This is a genomic window from Maribacter sp. (assembly GCF_039974175.1).
In the GTDB taxonomy this organism is placed as follows: domain Bacteria; phylum Bacteroidota; class Bacteroidia; order Flavobacteriales; family Flavobacteriaceae; genus Maribacter_C.
The window spans coordinates 238,327-258,750 of record NZ_JBDWJN010000003.1 but is presented as its reverse complement, the minus strand read 5'-3'; the positions used below and the strand labels follow the sequence as shown (position 1 = coordinate 258,750).

The window sequence follows — 20,424 nt, the reverse complement described above, 5'->3', positions numbered from 1 at the left end:
ATAAAAAGGCTTATATTTGAGTTTGGAAAATCCCCACCGATGGTCGCAAAATTACGTCTTGTTTTTTCAATTACCATAGCATTTCTTTCCTTTTACGGTTCGGCGCAAAGTGACTATTGGCAACAAGATGTATCTCAACGAGTTTTAGATCACAGTTTTTCAGAGCGTTTTGATGTTCAGAAAGGCAAGTTATTCGCGTTTGACGAAAGAAGGTTTGCGAATGAGTTAAAAAGTATATCTGTGGCCAAGGGCACTTCAAAAACAGTGCGTTTTCCAGATGAAAATGGAGAAATACACTCTTTTCGCATTCACGAACAACCAGTATTCTCACCTGAGCTTTCTAGAAAATACCCGAATATAAAGTCTTACGTCGGTTATGCCTTGAATGGCACCAAAGACAAGATCCGCTTTAGTGTTTCGCACAAAGGTATACAGAGTATGATTGTTCATGCCGACAACAGAGGTTCTACCTTCATGCAAAAAGATGCTAATAACAAATATGTAGTCTACTCTAGGGCTGCGAACACCAAAAGAAATAGTGATTTATTATGTAGTACTAAAGCTACTCTTGAAAATAAACTAGAGACGCGATTTTTAAAGCCAATCGACGGTCAGGTGTTGCGTAAATTTAGATTGGCCGTATCGGCCTCGGGGGAATATACAGAGTACCATGGGGGTACGGTAGCTGATGCCTTGGCGGCTATAAACGCAACGGTTACAAGAATCAATGAGGTTTTTGAAACTGATTTAGCTATTCGATTGGAACTGGTTGCCAATACGGATCAGGTAATTTTTACAGATCCGGCTACAGATCCTTACAGTGGAAGTTTAAGTTCTAAAGTGCAAGATGAACTCACAACTACAATAGGCGCGGCAAATTACGATATTGGCATCCTGTTTAATAGGGCTCCTAGTGATGGAAATGCAGGTTTTATTGGTGCGGTTTGCATCGATAGTAGAAAAGGCAGTGCGTATGCCTCTACACCAACTCCTGAAGGAGATATTTTTGATCTTGATTTTGTTGCCCACGAAATGGGGCATCAATTCGGGGCCAATCATACCTGGTCTTTCGAGCCAGAGGGAACTGGGGTACAGACAGAGCCTGGTAGCGGAAGTACGATTATGGGGTACGCTGGTATTGCCGGTATTCACAATATTGCGGAAAATGGTGATGACTATTTTCACTACGCAAGCATCGTTCAGATTGCAGAGTATTTGAATACGGTTAGTTGCGGTGAAGCTATGGCTTTAACGAATAACCCTCCTATTGTGACTCCTGCCGGTAGTTTCACCATTCCAATTTCAACGGCTTTCGTATTAACGGGAGAAGCTAACGATATTGATGCCAGTGATGTTTTGACTTTTAATTGGGAGCAAATAGATGATGGTATTGTACCGCAACCAGCATTCGGACCTACAAACCCAATTGGGGCAAATTTTAGATCGCAAAGGCCATCGGAAAATAGAGAACGTTACTTTCCAAAATTGTCTAGTGTTATAGCAGGTAGATTAACACAGACATCACCGACAATTAACTCGGATTGGGAAACCGTATCGAATATTGAGAGGGAGATGAATTTTGCTTTGACGGTTCGAGATAATGCCGTGGGTGGTGGTCAAGTGGTGTCAGATTTGGTCAATGTGTTTGTTGAAAATAGTGCAGGCCCGTTCATCGTAACCTCACAAACTACGAATGTAGTAGCTTCCGCTGGAGATACAGAGGAAATTATTTGGGATGTAGCCAATACTGAAAAGGCACCTATAAATGCACAAACCATCGATATTTATCTTTCTACCGACGGGGGAAGCACCTTTCCTTTCCTATTGGCAGAAGATGTTCCTAACGATGGTAGTCATATTGTGCAATTTCCTGCAAACCCAACCACTGCCGCACGTATTATGGTAAAAGCGCATAACAACGTTTTTTTTGCCGTTAATTCATCTGATTTTACCATTGAGGAATCTGATATTGTATTGAATTTTGACGCGTTGGAATACGAAGTCTGTACACCTAACACCTTGGTTGTGCCTTTCGTTTATGAAACCACTATGGGGTTTAGCGAGGAGGCGACTTTTAGCATAGCAACTCCTCCTACGGGGCTTGATATTGCAATTTTCCCTGAAACCGCAACGACCAACAACACTCCCGTAGATATTACATTTAGCAATACACAAAATCTGCCCGTTGGTAGCTATCCTATTCGAGTATTGGCAACAACAGCATCGTTAACAAAAGAAGTTAGTATTGATCTGGTTGTTTACGATACCAGTTTTTCACCGATAACCTTAGTTTCGCCGGCTGATACAGAAGTAGATACTTCTACTAGTATGTTGTTGGAATGGCAGGCTGATGATTTGGCTACTTCGTATGATGTGGAGATTGCTACTGATGTAGCTTTTGGCTCAATCATAGAAACGGCTTCGGTAATTAGTAACACTTATAGTCCTCTAAACCTAGAAAATCTACGCACCTATTATTGGCGCATAAAGCCCAAAAATAGTTGTGGCGAAGGTACTTTTGGAACTCCATTTAGTTTTACCACCATAGCCTTTAGCTGCCAAACTAGAGATGCAGTTGGCTTACCGATCACGATTTCCGCTTCTGGAACACCCACTGTGCTCTCTAAAGTTCTGGTTTTCGATGATTTACAGGTTGCCGATGTAAATGTTGATTTAGAGCTAGATCATACATTTCTCTCTGATATTGTTGTTACCTTGACTTCCCCAGCGGGTACGACGGTTGTTCTAATCAGCAACTCTTGTGATGACCTGAGAAACGTTAATGCGGTCTTTGATGATGACGCAGCGAGTTTTGTTTGTGGAGGAACACCTGCCATTAGTGGAACTGTAAAACCACTTGGTTTTTTGAGTTCTTTTAATGGAGAATCGGCCTTGGGCGAGTGGATACTAACGGTTTCGGACAATGCGCCTTCAGATGGGGGATCTCTCAAAGGCTTCACCCTAGAAATTTGCGCCGAAGGAGAGTTTAGGCCAGATGCGGATCAAGATGGCGTTTTTGATGATGGTCCTGACCTATGTTTGGGAACGCCAGTGGGAAGCCAGGTTGATACCTCGGGTTGTCCAATACTTGTTGTGCCAGCTTCAAACTATAGAATAGAGGCGAGGAGTGAGTCTTGCCGCAGCAGTAATGATGGAGCTATTATTATCAATGTAGAGTCTGCTTTGAGTTATACTGCAACCCTTTCAGGAAATGGCGTAAACAGCACAGCTGATTTTACTACTCCTTCTTTTAGCTTAGATAATTTAAGTGCGGGCACATATAATCTTTGTATAGTGGCTACCGACGGAACTCTTGTGGCGGCTGAACAATGTTTTGATGTTGTGATTGAGGAACCTGAGGTTCTCAGTGTTTCGTCAAAAGCTTCACTAGATGGAAGTATTGTTGATTTGGAATTAGGAGGTGCCTCACTTTATAGTATAGAATTAAATGGTGTAGTTAGCCAGATTGAGGAGGCTACTATAAGCCTGAATCTCAAACCTGGATTGAATACGTTGAAAGTAAGCACAAATTTGCCTTGTCAAGGAAGTTATGAAGAACAATTCCTTTTTTCAGAAGATGCACTTGTTTATCCAAATCCATTTGATGAGGTGGTAACTATTTTCTTTGGAAGGGCTTTGGGTGAGGTTGATATCCGTGTATTTAGCGCGAATGGAAGACTTGTTCTTGGGCGCAAGTATTCGGTCAATGCAGCTGAGCTAGAGTTAGATTTTTCAGCCTTGTCAACGGGCTTGTATTTTATTCAATTTGAAGCTGAAAATATAAAGGGAACATCAAAAGTCATTAAAAGATGAGATTTCTATACGTACTTATCGTTTCAGTTCTCTTGCTGGGGTGCAAGAAAAAAGAGTCACCAAAACCACCTGAAAGTGCGGTCTTGATTTTTCCTGAACAGAATTCTGAGTGTACTACTGGGGAAGATATCAATACAGAAACCAGTCAAGTAGAATTTAGATGGCAAGCTTCAAACAATACCGAAACCTATGAACTAATCGTGACGAATTTAAGTAATGGGAATAAGCAAGATATTACGGTTGCTAATACCCGTGCAAAATTGCCGATTCAGAAAGGAACACCGTATTCATGGGTTGTAATTTCGAAGAATTCGGCTGTATTGCAAACTGCTTTAAGCCCAACATGGAATTTTTATAACTCCGGATTTGCAACTACATACGCGCCTTTTCCGGCAGAAATTGTTGCACCCAAAATGGGTGCGACTGTCTTTAAGGATATCAATAATGAAGTAGAATTAAGTTGGATTGGAGCTGATGTAGATGATGATATCGACGGGTATGAAATTTACTTTTCTACTGAGAACCCACCTGAAACCTTAGTTTTTTCTCCAGGGGTAAATGCGTCTACGAGAAAAGTAACAGTGGAGGCGAATACCGTTTATTTTTGGAGGGTACTAACAACAGACAAAGAGGGTAATACCTCCGATTCAGGTATTTTCGAATTTAGGGCCCTTTAAGAATCAGGTTCCGTTAAATTGGTTCATAGTAGGCTTAACTCCTGATAAAACAAAAGACGTTATCAATTTGCATGATTTTTCAAAACGTTCTTCTAGTTGGGCAGACTCATCTTCATTCCATTCTCCTAAAACATAGTCAACTTGACGTCCTTTGCTGAATGCTGCACCAACTCCAAAACGGAATCTATTATAAGTTGATGTTTGCAAGACGTTTTGAATATCTTTTAGTCCATTATGACCCCCATCGCTACCTTTGGTTTTCAAACGTAGCACACCAAAATTTAGGTTTATGTCGTCCGTAATAACCAGCATATTCTCGCTAGGTATTTTTTCTTTTTCCATCCAGTATTTCAGGGCCTTACCACTCAAATTCATATAGGTAGAAGGTTTTAAACACAGCACAGTTCTCCCTTTTATTTTAAAAGACCCTAAAGCACCTAGTTTCACTGTCTCAAAGGAAAACTCTTCTTTTTGGGCAAGTGCGTCTAAAATCTTAAAACCAACATTATGTCGAGTTTCGGCATATTCGCTGCCAATGTTTCCCAATCCGACAATCAAGAATTTTTTCATAGGATCTGTTTCTTCTACAATTTCTGGTTTACTGGAAAATAAAGATTTTAAAAAATCGAACATCGGTATAAAAATACAAAAGCATCCGCCAAATGACGGATGCTTTTTATAGTTATAAGCAATCTAATTCTAGCTTTCTCCACCTTCTTTTGCTGGTACATCTCCACCTTCAGAAGCAGCGGCTTCACCTCCTTCGGCAGTAGCTCCTTCTTCACCTTCAACGCCTTCTTCACCTTCTTCATCTTCAACGTCCTCAACAATGGCAGCACGGGCAGTTTTAACCTGCACCACAACGGTTGTATCTGGATGTAAAATGGTAAAATCATCGTTCAAAAGTGATTCGACGGTGATATTGTCACCAATTTTTAATTTTGAAATATCGATATCAAAGAAATCGGGTAATTTGTCGGGTAAGGCCTTGATCGCCAATTTCCTTTTTCTAAACAACAAACGTCCCCCGTTTCTTACTCCTGGAGAGTTTCCGTCTAGACGAACCGGAATGTTCATTGTAACTTCTTTGTCATCGAAGAGCTGATAAAAATCGATATGTAAAATCTTATCCGTCACCGGATGAAACTGAATATCTTGCATTATTGCTCTAACTTTTCCTTCGCCCAAGTCAACCTTTACGGTGTGGGCGGCGCCGGTGTACACTAAATCTCTGAAACTTAATTCAGGTGCTGAAAAGTGCAATGGTTTTTCCCCTCCGTATACTACGCAAGGAACCAATCCAGCATTACGTAGGGCCTTCGTTGCCTTTTTGCCCACGCTTTCTCTTTCTGATCCTTTAATTGTAATTGACTTCATTATATATATTAAAAATTAATAATTCTACATTAAAAACTTTGATGCAATCGATGTATTGTTGTGTACCCTATGCATAACATCGGCAAAGAGTTCATCGCAACTTAAAACTTTTACTTTTTCACTTTGTTTTCTGATTGGAATTGAATCAGTAACAATCAATTCGAGTAATTGCGATTTTTCTATTTTCTCATAGGCATCGCCCGAGAGTAGGCCATGTGTGGTAATCGCACGAACACTTAAGGCACCTCGTTCCATCATCAAATCGGCAGCTTTGGTCAATGTACCAGCGGTATCGACCATATCATCAACTAAGACCACATTCTTGCCAGTTACATCACCAATAAGCTCCATATGTGATATAACATTTGCTTTTGCTCTTTGTTTGTAGCAGATAACAACATCACATTCTAGCGCCTTGGAATATGCATAAGCTCTTTTCGAACCACCCATATCGGGAGAGGCAATAGTTAAATTGTCGAGGTTTAAGTCCCTTAAATAGGGTAAAAACATAGTTGAAGCAAACAGGTGATCAACAGGCTTTTCAAAGAAACCTTGAATTTGATCGGCATGTAGGTCCATTGTAATAATTCGAGTTGCCCCCGCCGTTTCCAACATCTTGGCAATTAGTTTCGCGGCTATGGGTACTCTGGGTTTGTCTTTGCGATCTTGTCTTGCCCATCCGAAATAAGGCATTACAGCTGTGATATGTCTTGCAGATGCCCTTTTGGCGGCGTCGAGCATTAGAAGCATTTCCATTAAATTTTCAGAACTAGGATGCGTTGAACCAATCAAGAAGATTCTTGCTCCTCGAACAGATTCTTCAAACGAAGGCTGAAACTCTCCGTCACTATATCTAGATAGATTAACATTACCTAGCTTAGTGCCATAAGAATTGGCAATTTTCTCCGCTAAATCTTTACTATTTGAACAAGCAAAAAACTTAGGTTCTGGAACTTGGTATGCCATGATGGTTTATATTGTTTTACACCCTGATTTCTAAGGAGGTGCAAATTTAAAAATTAATTTGTGTTGCTAAAGGATAATTGTTGTTATTTTCATTTTTAGAATGAAATATTTTTTTAGCTTTGCAGTCCTATTTTAAAACGCTCGAGTGGCGGAACTGGTAGACGCGCTGGATTCAAAATCCAGTTCCTTTGGAGTGTGGGTTCGATTCCCACCTCGAGTACGTTAAACCTTCCCTTTTTATGGGGAGGTTTTTTTATGGTTTGTAGTCTGGGTACTTAGCCAACTTTGTGGCGTTTGAAGTGCATTTGGCCTTGCCTTGTTTAATTTGTTCATGCCGAAAGATTCCTCCTAACCCATTGCTCCCTTAACCAATCCGCCATCAACCGAAATAGTTTGTCCGGTAATGTATTGGCTATGTGGAGACAACAGCCATATGGCAAGAGAAGCGAAGTCTTGCGGCTTACCAATTCGACCAGTTGCAGTTTGTTTGGCAAAAGTAGAGCGAATTTCGGCTTCCGAAACGCCCTTTAATTCGCTGTTCTTTTTAAAAAGATTTTCCATTCGTTGAGTAGCGTGATATCCGGGACCAAGAATGTTCAGCGTGACTCCAGAGGTTCCAATTTCCTGCGAAAGTGTTTTTACATAGCCAACTATAGCCAATCGCATTGAATTACTTAATACTAAATTTTCTACAGGTTGCTTCACCGAAACACTCTCAATATAAAGTAAACGACCATAATTTTGTTCTAACAACTTTGGCAACAAGGCTTGTGTTAAGGCTATTTTCCATCTTACGACGCTTTTATATGCCTCATCCCAATCTGATAGTTTGGTGTCTAGAACGGGCATCGCTGGCGGACCACCTGAGTTAATAACGGCACCGGTAAGGATTCGATCACCAATTTGAACCTGTATCTTTTCCAAAACTAATTCTTCAGAAAGATTACCAACTACTATTTCAATTTTACCGCTTGTTTTTTGTAATTCCTTTAGTTTTGATTCCGTACGGGCAACGGCAATAACCTGTGCGCCTTCTGAAATCAATGCTGCTGTAATTGCTCTTCCGAGCCCACTTGTTGCGCCGCCAACCAAAAAAAGTTTGTTATCTAGCTGTAGATCCATGCTATTCTTCTTCAATGTTTGCTGAAACTAAATCAAAATACAGTTATTCTGTAATTTTCACAAAATTTCAGCCAAGGACTTTCGTTCATAAATTTCTCCTTGTATGCTATTCGAGAAGTTTCCGTATTGGTGGCAGGGCACAAGACTGAGGTGCCAGATGTAAAAAATAAAAAACAATGGTCGCGAAAATATCATGATTAGGGTCGCTAGTACAATTTCGACTTTTACAAGGCTTTTTAAGCATACCATGTGGGAACATTTTAATTAAAAATCAAAATATTCCTTAGCGTTATTGTAACAAATATCTTGTATTAATTTCCCAATCCATTTCGTATCATTAGGCAGCTCTCCGTTTTCGATATCTTTGCCAAAAAGGTTGCAGAGTATGCGTCTAAAGTATTCGTGTCTGGGGAAAGACAGAAAACTTCTAGAATCGGTAAGCATACCAATAAAGCAACTAAGCAGGCCAATGTTCGAGAGCGAATTCATCTGATCAATCATACCTTCTTTCTGATCCATAAACCACCAACCTGAACCAAACTGAACCTTGCCTTTGATACTGCCATCATTGAAATTTCCTATCATCGAAGCCATCATATCGTTGTCGATAGGGTTATTGTTATAAATTATGGTTTTGGTTAATTTGTCCATACTGTCCATAGTATTTAAAAACTTGGAGAGGCTTTTGGCTTGTTGAAAATCTCCTATAGAGTCCCATCCCGTATCAGGGCCCAGTTTGTGTAACATTCTACTATTGTTATTGCGTAAAGCGCCCAAATGAAACTGTTGTACCCATCCGAATTCGTGATAGCATTCTGAAAGAAATTGGAGTAGGGCGCTATGAAATTTAAGTACCTCCTCCTTTGAAAGATTTAGGCCTTCGCGCTTTTTTTTAAATATGGTCTTGACTTCGGTCTCGGTAAATTCTTCGGCGTACATATGTTCAAAGCCGTGATCACATAAACGGCATCCGTTGTCATGAAAGTAAGCTACTCTATTGCGAAGCGCATCACAAAGACGGTCATAGGAATCTATGTTCGTTTCTGTAACTTGAGCTAATTTGTCGATATAGTCTAGGTAGGAATCGGCACCGATAAAAATGGCTTTATCGGGCCTAAAGGCCATACTTACTTTAGTTTTGAAGCTGCTTTTTTCTAACTTTTGGTGATGCTCTAGAGCGTCGGTAGGGTCATCTGTAGTACACAAAGACGCTACATTCATTTTGGTCAACAAATTTTGAGTGCTAAAGGCTTCGGTATTTAGGTGTTCGGAAGTTAGGTCGTAAATGCGATCAGCACTTTCAGAATTTAGTAATTCACTAATACCGAAATACCGATCCAATTCCATATGAGTCCAATGGTATAACGGATTACGCATAGTATAAGGTACAGTATAAGCCCACTTACCGAACTTCTCTCGATCTGAAGCTGAGCCTGTAATGTACTCTTCGTCGATGCCCAGAGTTCGCATGGCCCTCCATTTGTAATGATCGCCGCTAATCCATATTTTGGTCATGGTATCAAAAATCTGGTTTTCCGCAATTTCGCGCACCGGTAAATGATTGTGATAATCAATAATCGGCATGTCACTGGCATACTCGTGATAGAGCTCTTCGGCAAAGGTATTTTCTAGAAGAAAATTATCCTGAATAAATTTAGATGGTTGGCACATTTAAACCCTTTGTTTGGTAGTAATTAACAATGAACGCAATTTATGTATAAAACGCACAACAAACTGTGTGTTTTACGTGGTAATATAAAAATATTATTTATATTCGTTAACGTTAACGAAATTTTTTTTAGATATTTTTTTATCCTCCTTATATTGTTATAAGAAAACCAATATAACACAAGCACCTTTTTGAAATGAAAAAAACCAACAGACTACTTTTTATTGCTGCCTTACTATCAACTGCCTTGCTTTCTTCTCAAGAAAATTGGGAGGTATTGTTCAATGGGAAAGACCTCAAGAACTTCAAACAACTGAATGGAGATGCCAAATATGAGATAAAAAACAACGAGCTGATTGGCACTTCAAAAATGGGTACTCCCAACAGCTTTATGGCTACCAAAAATGAATACGCTGATTTCATTTTGGAATTTGATGTTTTCGTTGAAAACGGATTGAATTCTGGGGTCCAATTCCGAAGTTTGAGTACACCTGAATATATGAACGGTAGGGTGCATGGATATCAATGTGAAATCGAAACGAGTTCAAGAAAATGGGCGGGAGGAGTGTATGATGAAGCTCGCAATGGCTGGTTGTATCCTTTGTCAAGAAACCCAAAGGGGCGCAAGGCTTTTGTGCCTGGACAGTGGAATCATTATCGTATCGAAGCTATAGGTGATAAGATTCGAACCTGGATTAATGATGTGCAATGCGCTAATCTAGTCGATGATACTACGGCTAAAGGATTTATTGCCTTTCAGGTGCATAGTATTCATGATGAGAGTTTAGAAGGTAAAACGGTTCGATGGAAAAATATCAAGATAAAGACCAGCGACTTACAGAATTCTAGAAAAGCTATAGACGGCGATGTTCCTGAAATAAGCTATCTCAAGAATAGCTTGACAGAAGATGAATCTCGACGTGGTTGGCGCTTGTTGTGGGATGGAAAAACAACAAATGGATGGCGTGGAGCGAAGTTGAATACATTTCCAGAACTAGGATGGGAGATGAACGATGGTATTTTAACCGTATTGGCTTCAGGTGGTGCTGAGTCGAGAAATGGCGGTGATATTGTAACTCTTGATTCTTTCAAAAATTTCGAGTTAAGTGTTGATTTCAAAATTAGTGAAGGTGCCAATAGCGGTATTAAATATTTTGTAGATTCTGAATTGAATAAAGGAGAAGGCTCTGCCATTGGCTTGGAGTTTCAAGTATTGGACGACAAGAAACACCCAGATGCTACCCAGGGTAAAAATGGAAATAGAACGGTGGGGTCTTTGTATGATTTGATTCGGGCCGAAAACAAAGGAAATTCAAGAGGGAAAAACTTTAAAGGTGTTGGAAAGTGGAATAATGCCCGAATTGTAGTAAAAGGGGGGCATGTTGAGCACTGGCTCAATCAAGTAAAGGTAGTTGAGTTTGATCGGTTCAGTCAAGTTTTTGGAGCTTTGGTAGAAAAAAGTAAATATGAAAAATGGGAAAATTTTGGACGAATCCCCCAGGGTCTGATCTTACTGCAAGATCACGGCGATAAGGTTTCATTTAAAAGCATTAAAATACGAGAATTTTAAATTGAAAAACATGAAAAAAAATAGACGAAATTTTATAAAGAAAACGGCCTTGGCCTCTGGTGGAATTGTTTTGGGTGCCAATACTATGAGTGCAAGTAGCTATAGAAAAATATTAGGTTCGAATGATCGCGTTCGCGTCGGTATCGCGGGTTTTTCAAATCGCTTTAAGGGCGCCTTGCTTCCGGCCTTCAATAGTTTGAGCAAAGCTCAGAACTTTGAACTTGTTGGCGTTTCCGATATATGGAACCGACGTAGAGATGAAGGAATGGCAAAAGTGAAGGAGGTAACCGGAAACAAAATTACTTCATGGCGAAATAATGAGGAGATGTATGACAAAAATGATATTGATGCGGTAATCATATCTACCGCTGATTTTCAACATGCACTTCATACCGTACAGGCGGCCAATGCGAAAAAAGATGTGTACTGCGAAAAGCCATTTGCTGAAACCATGGCTGATGCCCGAGTGGGAATGAAAGCGGTTAAAGATGCCGGTATTGTATTTCAAATAGGTTCACAAAGAAGGAGCGGTTCAAACTATCATGCAGCAAACAATTATATCAAATCAGGCAAGTTTGGTGATATTGTTATGGTTGAAATGACCTGGAATGTCAACCAACCTGGAAGATGGCGTTTGCCCAAGCTAACCAGCGAAATTCGTGAATCGGATACCGATTGGAAACGTTATCAAATGAATCGCCCTGAAGCCGCTTGGGATCCTAGAAAATACTTAGAGTATCGATTGTTCTGGCCATACTCTTCAGGTATACCGGGGCAATGGATGTCACATCAAATTGATACGGTACATTGGTTCTCTGGCTTAAATCATCCTAGAAGTGTTGCGGCTAACGGAGGTATCTATTTGTGGAAAGATGGGCGCAAGAATTTCGATACCATGTCTGCTGTCTTTGATTACGGACCGGCTGATGATATGAACTCAGGTTTTCAAGTAACCTATTCCTCAAGATTTACAAATTCCGCTGGGGGAACCAAAGAAATTTATTATTCGAATGCTGGAGAATTGAACCTCGACACCAATAAAGTAAGCGATAATGGCGGATTGACCGAAAGATTCGCATCGGCAATGGACATGAAACCCAATAAATTAGAAGGTTTTAATCTTTCAGATAATGCCCCAAAAGTAGTTACTTCCGCAAATACGGGAGCCGATAATATGACAACATTGCATATGCAAAACTGGATGGAATGTGTTCGTAGTCGCGAAACCACAAATGGTCCGATCGAAGCTGGTTATAATCATTCGATTGCAAATATCATGACCACAGCGGCCTTGAGAACCGGCCTCAAAGCAACCTTCGATGAGGCTACCCAAGATGTTTTGGCTGGCGGACAAGTTTTTCAATACTAAGAACTTTTGCATATGTTAAAAAGAGTAATGCCATGTTGTTTGATTTTAAGTCTGCTTGCTATGTCTTGCAAAGAGAAGAAGGAGGTTGTAGAAGGTACGAATTCTGTCGAAAGTGAAATGGTAACATCCGCTAAAGTCACCTTTGCTAACGATACGCTTGCTAAAAAAGTGGCAGTCAATATTGATGGTCAACATTTTACGAGTTATGTATATGACGGGCAGACTCCGAAACCCATATTGTATCCTATTATGACCAAAAGCGGAAAGACGGTTACAAGAGGTTTTCCATTTGAACCCAGGCCTAACGAACGTATAGATCATCCACATCATGCTGGACTTTGGTTAAACTACGGTGATGTAAATGGCCTTGATTTTTGGAATAATTCGTATGCGATTCCTGAAGCGGAAAAAGCAAAGTATGGTACAATTTACCACCAAGAAATTTTGGAGATGGATGAAAAGAATGCCACTCTTTCTATCAGAGCTGTTTGGCGTTCTCCAGACAATGTTGACCTTTTAGAAGAGACGACGCAATACGTTTTTAACCAAGAGGGCAGTACCAGATCTATTGATAGAGTAACCACCTTAAAAGCCCTTGAAAAAGTTTCTTTCACTGACAATAAAGAGGGCATGTTAGGCATGCGAATGACCCGTGAACTGGAACTTCCGTCTGATAAACCCGCGGAGTATACCGACGCTGAAGGAAACGTTACCGAGGTAAAGGTTCTGAACAACGAGGGTGTTACTGGAAACTATTATAGTAGTAAGGGATTGACCGGGGGAGATGTTTGGGGAACTAGAAATGAATGGGTCAAATTAGAGGGTACTATGAACGATGAAGTCGTATCGGTGACCATAATTGATCATCAAAAGAACGTCGGGTATCCCACCTACTGGCATGCTCGTGGTTATGGGCTTTTTGCTGCTAATCCTTTGGGGCAGTCTGTTTTTTCTGATGGAAAGCAAACCCTTAATTTCAGCTTAGAGCAGGGTGAGTCGACCGTTTTTAAATATCGAGTACTAGTGCATAATGGTTCCTTACTTTCGAAGGAAACTATCGACGAATTTGCCCTAGATTTTAACCCGTAGGCAATCAAAATTCAAATTATGAAACGTCTTTATCTATTTATTTTTACCATAGGCTTTGGCCTGAGTTGTTTCGGGCAAACGAGCGAACCTCAAATGGAAACAATTTTTGAGGGAGACAATTTGGATTATTGGGAAGTACCAGAGAACAATATTTGGTGGACTACCGATGCAGGAACGCTCTGGGCAAAAAGTGATTCTGAAAAAAAGGGTTCAATTCTATGGACAAAGAAAAAATACAAAGATTTCGTGGTGCAGCTAGACTTCAAATTTGGCGAAGGCACGGTTGATTCTGGTATTTTTATGAGAGGAGATGACGAGAAAAACGCACAAATACAGATTGGTGAGTCTGGTTCTTTAAAACGTGATATGACTGCGTCGCCCTATGTTCCAAAACTGGGTTACCCGGTAGAGGCAGAGGGGATAAAGGATTTGTTAAAAATAAACGACTGGAATACCATAAAAGCCATGGCCATTGGCACTACCTACAAAGTATGGCTAAACGGAACTGAAGTTATGAATTATACCCTTGAAGATGCAAACTTAGAGGGTCCGATCGGAATTCAACTTCACCCTAATAGGGAAATGTCTATACAATTTAGAGACATATCGGTCGCTGAGCTATAAAGTAGTTTATTGACCGATAACTTTTTAGATTTAAGTTCAAACATAGTACCTTATGGGGCTTTAAAAATTAGCACCAATACTACGCTATGGGAATTAAACAAATAGCCAAATTAGCAAATGTCTCTATTGGTACCATAGACAGGGTACTTCATAAACGTGGAGGCGTCTCTAAAGATACAGAAGAAAGAGTACTGAAAATAATTAAGGAAACCGGCTATCAAAAAAACATGACGGCAAGCAGGCTAAAGCTAGCTTCTGTAAAAAAAATTGAAATAGCCATTCTAATACCGCTAACTAGAAACAAGTGGAATTATTGGAAATTACCTAAGAAAGGAATTTTAAAAGCGGTAAAGGAGCTTACTGAGCTGGGTGTAAAAGCAAGCTTTTACCAATTTAGCGATTCCGAATCTTTTTCTACCCAAAGCGAAGAGATTTTCTCAAAAAATTATGATGCCATTATTACCGTTACTTTTTTTAAAGACTTAAGCAATGCGTTGTTAGCGCGTGCAAACAAAAAAAAGATACCGGTAGTTTTTCTGGATACTGAAATACCCTTAAAAAAAGACGCTTTCTTTATTCGACAAAATTCTCATGTAGCTGGTAGAGTGGCTGGTAGATTGTTACATGGTCTAATTGGTACAAAAGGGTCTTATTTCGTGGTTAATATAATAAATGAGCGCGGTGTGCATGCGAACACTATTCAGAGAGAGCTTGGCTTTAGAAGCTTTTTTGTTGAGAAGAACGAAAAGGTTAATATCAAAACAATAAATCATGCGATCAAGGACACTAAATTTCGAGCAACAAAAGAAATGAAGGCCTGGTTTAAAGAAGATGGCTTAAAAGGTATCTTTGTTACCAACTCTAAGGCCCATCTTTTACCGACTATTTTAAATGATTATAATATTAAGAATACATTCATTGTTGGTTTTGATTTAAATAAAAGAAATTTAGAGCAATTAGATGATGACAAAATCAGCTTCTTAATAAATCAACAACCTGAATATCAAGGTTACGCTGCCATTAAAGGGCTATTTAACTATTTAACGAGACAAGATGATTCAGGGCTGAGCCTTGATATTCCCGTAGAAATAATAGTTAAGGAACATCTGACTTCGCAGTAACTTCAGGGAAAGACAATTCCATAAAAAACCCTCCCGTCATTATAAAATAACAGGAGGGTCAAAACTAAAACTAACTCAAACTCAAATTTATTTATTGCGGGTAACCTGGGTTTTGTGGGTAACCGCCTAAGCTTCTATCTATTTGGTTTTGCGGAATTGGTCGTACCGTGTGGTAATCTTGTATGTTCGGTGCAGCACCAGGATTGTGTAATCTTGTGCGTTCTACCAATTTTCCAGTTCGCGCCAAATCCCACCATCTATGGCCTTCACCAACCAATTCCCTTGCTCGTTCATCAAGAAGAAAATCAAGAGTTACATCGGCAGGTGTAATTTGCGTTGCGGCCTCTTGACCTGGCACGGCTGCTCGCATGCGAATCACATTGATATCATCTGCTGCACCAGTAGTATTACCTTGTGATAACCTTGCTTCTGCTCTTAACAAGTAAGCATCTGCCAAACGCATTAGAATGAAATCGCGTTGCCCCTGTGTTTTTTGACGATCAGGTCTTGTCGCATCGATCCATTTATTCAATGAGGGAAATAGCCTTTCATTATACTCGTCATTACTGTATACCAAATAGGGCACAGCATCTTGGCGTGATTGTGGCCAATCGATATCTTTTCCGGGTCCTGGAATAAAGATGGCTGTATCGCCAATTGCAAGTGCTGCTCTAGGGGGGTCAGTAGTTGGCGGTTCTTCTTTATTGGCGAACCATACGTGTTTAAAGGAATCATCGTATCTACTGTCAATGTCTCTATCCCATAAAGTCAACATAAAATCAGTTGGGCGATGCCTTTTCCAAGGTCTACCATTAGCGATATCTCGGGTCATTCCTCTACGAACATCATATTCATGTAAGAAATAGAGGTGCCATCTATGGCCAAAGTTATCCACTCCGCTATCTACTTGCGATTTGGAATTGGGTACAACAAAAACCATTTCGCTATTCTCTTGATTCGTGATATCCCATAAATCAGCAAAGTTATCTAAGAGCGCAAAGCCATAATTGTTGATGACATTGCCTAACAGTGTTTCCGCTCTAGAGGCGTCGGTACCATCTGCGAAGCTGGTATAGCTTCTAGTAAGAAGGGCCTTTGCCAATAGAAATTCAGCGGCTGGCTTTGTTGCTCGGCCGTAATCATCGGCTTCATCAGGTAAATTGGCAATAGCAAATTCTAAGTCAGGTACAATGGCCTGGGCGTAAATTTCGGTTTGTGATGTTCTATTTGCTTCTACTTCAATACCTTCAGTTTCTTCTAGACTCAGGTGTGCATCACCAAAGGTGGTCACAATATTGAAATAAAAGAAGGCCCTCAAAAACCGCACTTCAGCAATTCGTAAGGTTTTTTGAGCTTCGTCCATGTCGACTTCAGCAGATCGGTTGATGACACCGTTTGCTTGGTTGATGCCTTTGTACCAATTATCCCAAGAATCACGTATATAGCTTTCAGATCCGTTGAGACCTCCATCGTAAAAATTGAAGACTTTATGACCTCCATCTGCACCATTGGTCCAAATGTCGGTACCAAAAGTCATCATAGCTGCACCCATTTCTTGACCATAAAATGGTTTGAAGGTTGAATATGTAGCTCTTACGCCATCTTCAAACCCACCCTCAGTGGTGTAGTAAGAGGCTGCGGAAACATCCGTCACCAACTCCTCTTCTATAAATTTATCACATGACTCTGTAAAGAAAGCCAGCGCTAAAACTAAGATTATATAAATTTTTCTGTTCATAATATTTAAATTAGAAATTTAAACTAACAATTTTTTTTCTAGAAAGTGGCGTTTAATGATATAGACCACTGTTTTGTACTCGGTACAACAGCACTGCTTAATGATACACTGTTACCTCCTGGATTTGGTGGGTCTTCCGATACTTCAGGATCGAAGGTATCGTATTCACTGGCGAACCATAAATTCTGACCCGATACCGTTAGGCGTAGTCTTTCCATTCCTAATTTTTCTGTAATTGAATCTGGAAGGTTATAGCCCAATGATAAATTTCGAAGTTTTAGAAAACCACCATCAAAATATCTTAGGGTTGACCCATTTCTAGGGCTCTCTTGATTCTCATTAGGTCGTGGGAATGCATTTGTCGGATTATCAATGGTCCAATAATCTACATCAAGGTTATTATACCTTCCAAACAATGAATTGTTTGAAGCATGAAAACCTGAATTCACGGTATGTCCTACTCTATAGACAAAGAAAATACCTAAATCAAATCCTTTGTAGGATAATTTATTGTTGAAACCTCCATAAAAGTCAGGAACACCATTACCTATGATTTTACGGTCATCAGGGGTAATGACCCCATCACCGTTAAGATCTGCCAACTTAATTTCACCTGGAACTTTGTTGTCGGCGGCTAATGCTGCTGCTTCCTCATTAGCTTGCCAAATACCGACTTTTTCATAGTCGAAGAAAACTTGAATCGGCTGACCGATAAACCATCCATTACCGACATCATCAAGCTGATTTCCATCGGCATCAGTTAATGCCAATTCCGTAATTTCTTCCTTATAGGTAGAAATATTCAAATCAATATCCCAGTTGAAGCCATCGCCAAGATTGTCAATAATTCCTCCACTAATACTAAATTCGAATCCAGTGGTTCTGGTGGCGCCGACATTTTGCAAAACACTTTCGTAGCCTGAAGTGGAAGGTAAACTTCTTGCCAATAACAAGTCTACGGTATTGGTTCTGAACCAATCAAACGAACCAACCAAACGATTATTGAAGAAACCATAATCCAGACCGATGTCTAAGGTTTTGGAAACCTCCCAAGTTAAATCTTCGTTGGGAATTTCATTCAATCCAAAACCAAGTGCCGGTTCTTCTCCAAAAGCATATACGGTACTTTCTAATCTACCTGCCGTTTGATAGGGTAAAACCGAAGTGTTACCTACTTCGCCATAAGAAGCTCTTAATTTCATTTCTGAAATGGAAGTATTTGCTAGAAAATCTTCCTGATCTAATCTCCAACCAGCTGACACTCCTGGGAAGTATTTCCATTGATTGCCTGGTGCCAGTCTTGAAGACCCATCCGCTCTAAGTGAAGCCTGAAATAAATATTTACCGTCAAAATCATAATTGATTCTTCCCATAAAGGAGGCCAAAGCCCATTCGGTCAAACTCGAGGATAATACTCCTCCGGCAGTGGCAGAACCTAAATTATAAAAGGATTGGGACTCATAGGGTATGCCAGTAACATTACCATCATTTCTTTCTATTCTTGACTTCTGAATACTCTGAAGCAGGGTAACTTTTAGGTTTTGCCTATCCGTTAGCGCTTTATTATACGTTAAAAGATTCTCAAGCGTATATCCGAAATCGTTTACATTGATAATGCCTGCTCTACCTGGTCCTCCACGATTTTGATTTGTTAAACTACCTGCGAAGGTACCCCTTCTACCAATACGAATATCTGGCCCAAAAGTGGTCGTCCATTTTAGCCCCTCCATAATGTTAATGTCCAAATACATGGGAGCGAAAATTCGCGTTTGCTGCCGTTCATCAATGTAAGCGCCTTCTACTAGTTCACTTAAGGGATTCGTTCGAATACCATCGTTAGTGGGTAAGAATTTCAAATCGCCATTTTCATCAAAGGGTACCCCCAAAGGGTTATTGGCTAAAGACTCTTGCATGGTTGCATTAGAACCCCAATTCTGCTCAGTTTTGGCTACTAAAAAGGAAGCTCCTATCTTAAAGATATCATTGATTTTATGATCTACGGCTAATCGACCTGAAAACCGTTCGAAATCTTGATTACTGACAATACCTTGTTCTTTAAAATATCCTATAGAACTGCTGAAAGTTGTGTTTTCTGAACCACCACTTATACCAATTTGATGGTTGGTCTGCCAGCCATCGCCCAAGACCTCATCTAACCAGTCTGTTGATCTGCCTTGTGCAAGAGATTCAAGTTCTATAGGGTCTAAAAACACTTCCGAATCGGCCGGGATAGCTCCATTCCATCCCACACGTCTTGATTCTCTTTTTAACGCAGCGAACTCTTCCCCGTTCATCATATCTACCAGACTCGTTGCTGAGGTAACGCCATAACGACTGCTATATGTGATTTTGGTCTTGCCAACCCTACCTCTGTTTGTAGAAACCAGAATCACTCCGTTGGCACCCCTTGAACCGTAAACAGCGGTTGCAGCCGCATCTTTTAAGACTTGCATAGAAGCTATATCGTCAGGGTTGATATCTGCCATAGAGTTAGGGCCGTCTATTAAAGGAATCCCATCTACCACATAAAGTGGGTCGTTCGACGCACTTATAGAGCGCCTACCACGTATTCGTACGGTTGGGTTTTGCCCTGGTCGACCGCCTGTAGATTGAACATCAACACCAGCAATCTGACCTTTAATAGCATCAATGGTACTTGCTACCTGTACGATACTCAATTGTTCGGCCGTAACGGTCTCAATAGAACCGGTTACTTCGCCTTTCTTCTGAGTACCATAACCCACCAATACAACCTCATCTAGTGCAGAGGCATCTGGTTGGAGGGAGGCATTGACGGTAGATCTTCCGTTAACTTGTACTTCTTGAGGTGCATAGCCTACATAACTGAATACCAAGGTAGCGTCTGAAGCTGCACTGATGGAGTAATTGCCATCGAAGTCGGCAACTGCACCTGTAGTAGTACCTTTGACGACCACACTGGCCCCCGATAAAGGAATTCCGTCTTGGTCTGTTATAGTACCAGTAACAGTAGATTGATCTACTTCGTTAAAAGAAGTAGTTGTTGATGAATTGGTGCTAGCTGTAGCCGTTGACACTCCAAAAGTGCATAGCAAGAGCGCTAGCAAAAAAACTTTCACCTTAGGCGTTAGTTTCTTTAAGTGTAATTTTTTCATATCATATTAATGTTAGATTGTTAGTTGAGCAGTATTGAAATTGTAGTGAGTATGTGATAAGGAGTAGCACTTCCTTTGAAAATCACGGACTTTTGTTTGTGTGAAGCATAGATGTTTGGTTATATATTTTTACTAGGACTATGAAAGCATCCAAT

14 protein-coding genes and 1 tRNA gene are annotated in these 20,424 nt (G+C 40.3%); 8 read left to right on the top strand and 7 right to left on the bottom strand.

The annotated features are described in order from the left end of the window. Positions 1-39 precede the first annotated feature (39 nt). Complete coding sequence (locus ABJN95_RS02180; protein ID WP_348368348.1) at positions 40-3,813, top strand: reprolysin-like metallopeptidase; 3,774 nt, start codon at positions 40-42, stop codon at positions 3,811-3,813. Next, a complete protein-coding gene (locus ABJN95_RS02175; protein ID WP_348368347.1) occupies positions 3,810-4,490 on the top strand; it encodes a hypothetical protein in 681 nt (226 codons plus the stop codon). The genes ABJN95_RS02180 and ABJN95_RS02175 overlap by 4 nt, the downstream gene beginning before the upstream one ends. A 3-nt stretch (positions 4,491-4,493) precedes the next feature. Here the strand turns inward: ABJN95_RS02175 and pth are convergent, their stop codons facing one another. The 3 genes from pth to ABJN95_RS02160 form a co-directional block, all read right to left on the bottom strand. Then, the gene (gene pth / locus ABJN95_RS02170; RefSeq protein WP_348368346.1) at positions 4,494-5,123 is read right to left on the bottom strand and encodes an aminoacyl-tRNA hydrolase; all 630 of its coding nucleotides are present in this window, start codon (positions 5,121-5,123) and stop codon (positions 4,494-4,496) included. A gap of 66 nt (positions 5,124-5,189) precedes the next feature. Continuing rightward, positions 5,190-5,867 carry a 50S ribosomal protein L25/general stress protein Ctc gene (locus ABJN95_RS02165; RefSeq protein ID WP_348368345.1) on the bottom strand — a complete coding sequence of 226 codons (678 nt, stop codon included), beginning with the start codon at positions 5,865-5,867 and terminating at the stop codon, positions 5,190-5,192. A 24-nt stretch (positions 5,868-5,891) separates the two neighbouring features. Then, positions 5,892-6,833 (bottom strand): ribose-phosphate pyrophosphokinase, encoded by a 942-nt coding sequence (locus tag ABJN95_RS02160; RefSeq protein ID WP_348368344.1) that lies wholly within the window; start codon positions 6,831-6,833, stop codon positions 5,892-5,894. A 139-nt stretch (positions 6,834-6,972) separates the two neighbouring features. Between ABJN95_RS02160 and ABJN95_RS02155 the strand changes: the two genes are divergently transcribed. Beyond that, positions 6,973-7,053 (top strand) — tRNA-Leu (locus ABJN95_RS02155). 128 nt (positions 7,054-7,181) lie between these two features. Here ABJN95_RS02155 and ABJN95_RS02150 read toward each other — a convergent pair. Together ABJN95_RS02150 and uxaC are read right to left on the bottom strand one after the other, a co-directional pair. Beyond that, on the bottom strand, positions 7,182-7,955 hold the full coding sequence (locus ABJN95_RS02150) for an SDR family oxidoreductase (RefSeq protein ID WP_348368343.1): 774 nt from the start codon (positions 7,953-7,955) through the stop codon (positions 7,182-7,184). 264 nt (positions 7,956-8,219) lie between these two features. Then, positions 8,220-9,626 (bottom strand): glucuronate isomerase, encoded by a 1,407-nt coding sequence (uxaC, locus tag ABJN95_RS02145; protein WP_348368342.1) that lies wholly within the window; start codon positions 9,624-9,626, stop codon positions 8,220-8,222. Positions 9,627-9,820: 194 nt separating this feature from the next. Here uxaC and ABJN95_RS02140 point away from each other — a divergent pair, with 194 nt between their 5' ends. From ABJN95_RS02140 to ABJN95_RS02120, 5 genes are all read left to right on the top strand, one after another. Continuing rightward, entirely contained in the window at positions 9,821-11,194 is a 1,374-nt protein-coding gene (locus ABJN95_RS02140; RefSeq protein ID WP_348368341.1) for a DUF1080 domain-containing protein, read from the top strand. A 10-nt stretch (positions 11,195-11,204) separates the two neighbouring features. Next, entirely contained in the window at positions 11,205-12,563 is a 1,359-nt protein-coding gene (locus tag ABJN95_RS02135) for a Gfo/Idh/MocA family oxidoreductase (RefSeq protein WP_348368340.1), read from the top strand. A 12-nt stretch (positions 12,564-12,575) separates the two neighbouring features. Next, positions 12,576-13,652, top strand: coding sequence for a PmoA family protein (locus tag ABJN95_RS02130; protein WP_348368339.1), 1,077 nt, complete (start codon positions 12,576-12,578; stop codon positions 13,650-13,652). A gap of 18 nt (positions 13,653-13,670) precedes the next feature. Beyond that, positions 13,671-14,276 carry a DUF1080 domain-containing protein gene (locus tag ABJN95_RS02125; protein WP_348368338.1) on the top strand — a complete coding sequence of 202 codons (606 nt, stop codon included), beginning with the start codon at positions 13,671-13,673 and terminating at the stop codon, positions 14,274-14,276. Positions 14,277-14,362: 86 nt separating this feature from the next. Continuing rightward, a complete protein-coding gene (locus ABJN95_RS02120) occupies positions 14,363-15,397 on the top strand; it encodes a substrate-binding domain-containing protein (RefSeq protein ID WP_348368337.1) in 1,035 nt (344 codons plus the stop codon). Positions 15,398-15,488: 91 nt separating this feature from the next. On the opposite strand, the gene ABJN95_RS02115 is transcribed toward ABJN95_RS02120, so the two are convergent. Together ABJN95_RS02115 and ABJN95_RS02110 are read right to left on the bottom strand one after the other, a co-directional pair. After that, the gene (locus ABJN95_RS02115) at positions 15,489-17,135 is read right to left on the bottom strand and encodes a RagB/SusD family nutrient uptake outer membrane protein (RefSeq protein WP_348368336.1); all 1,647 of its coding nucleotides are present in this window, start codon (positions 17,133-17,135) and stop codon (positions 15,489-15,491) included. A gap of 38 nt (positions 17,136-17,173) precedes the next feature. Beyond that, positions 17,174-20,269 (bottom strand): TonB-dependent receptor, encoded by a 3,096-nt coding sequence (locus tag ABJN95_RS02110; protein ID WP_348368335.1) that lies wholly within the window; start codon positions 20,267-20,269, stop codon positions 17,174-17,176. Positions 20,270-20,424 lie beyond the last annotated feature (155 nt).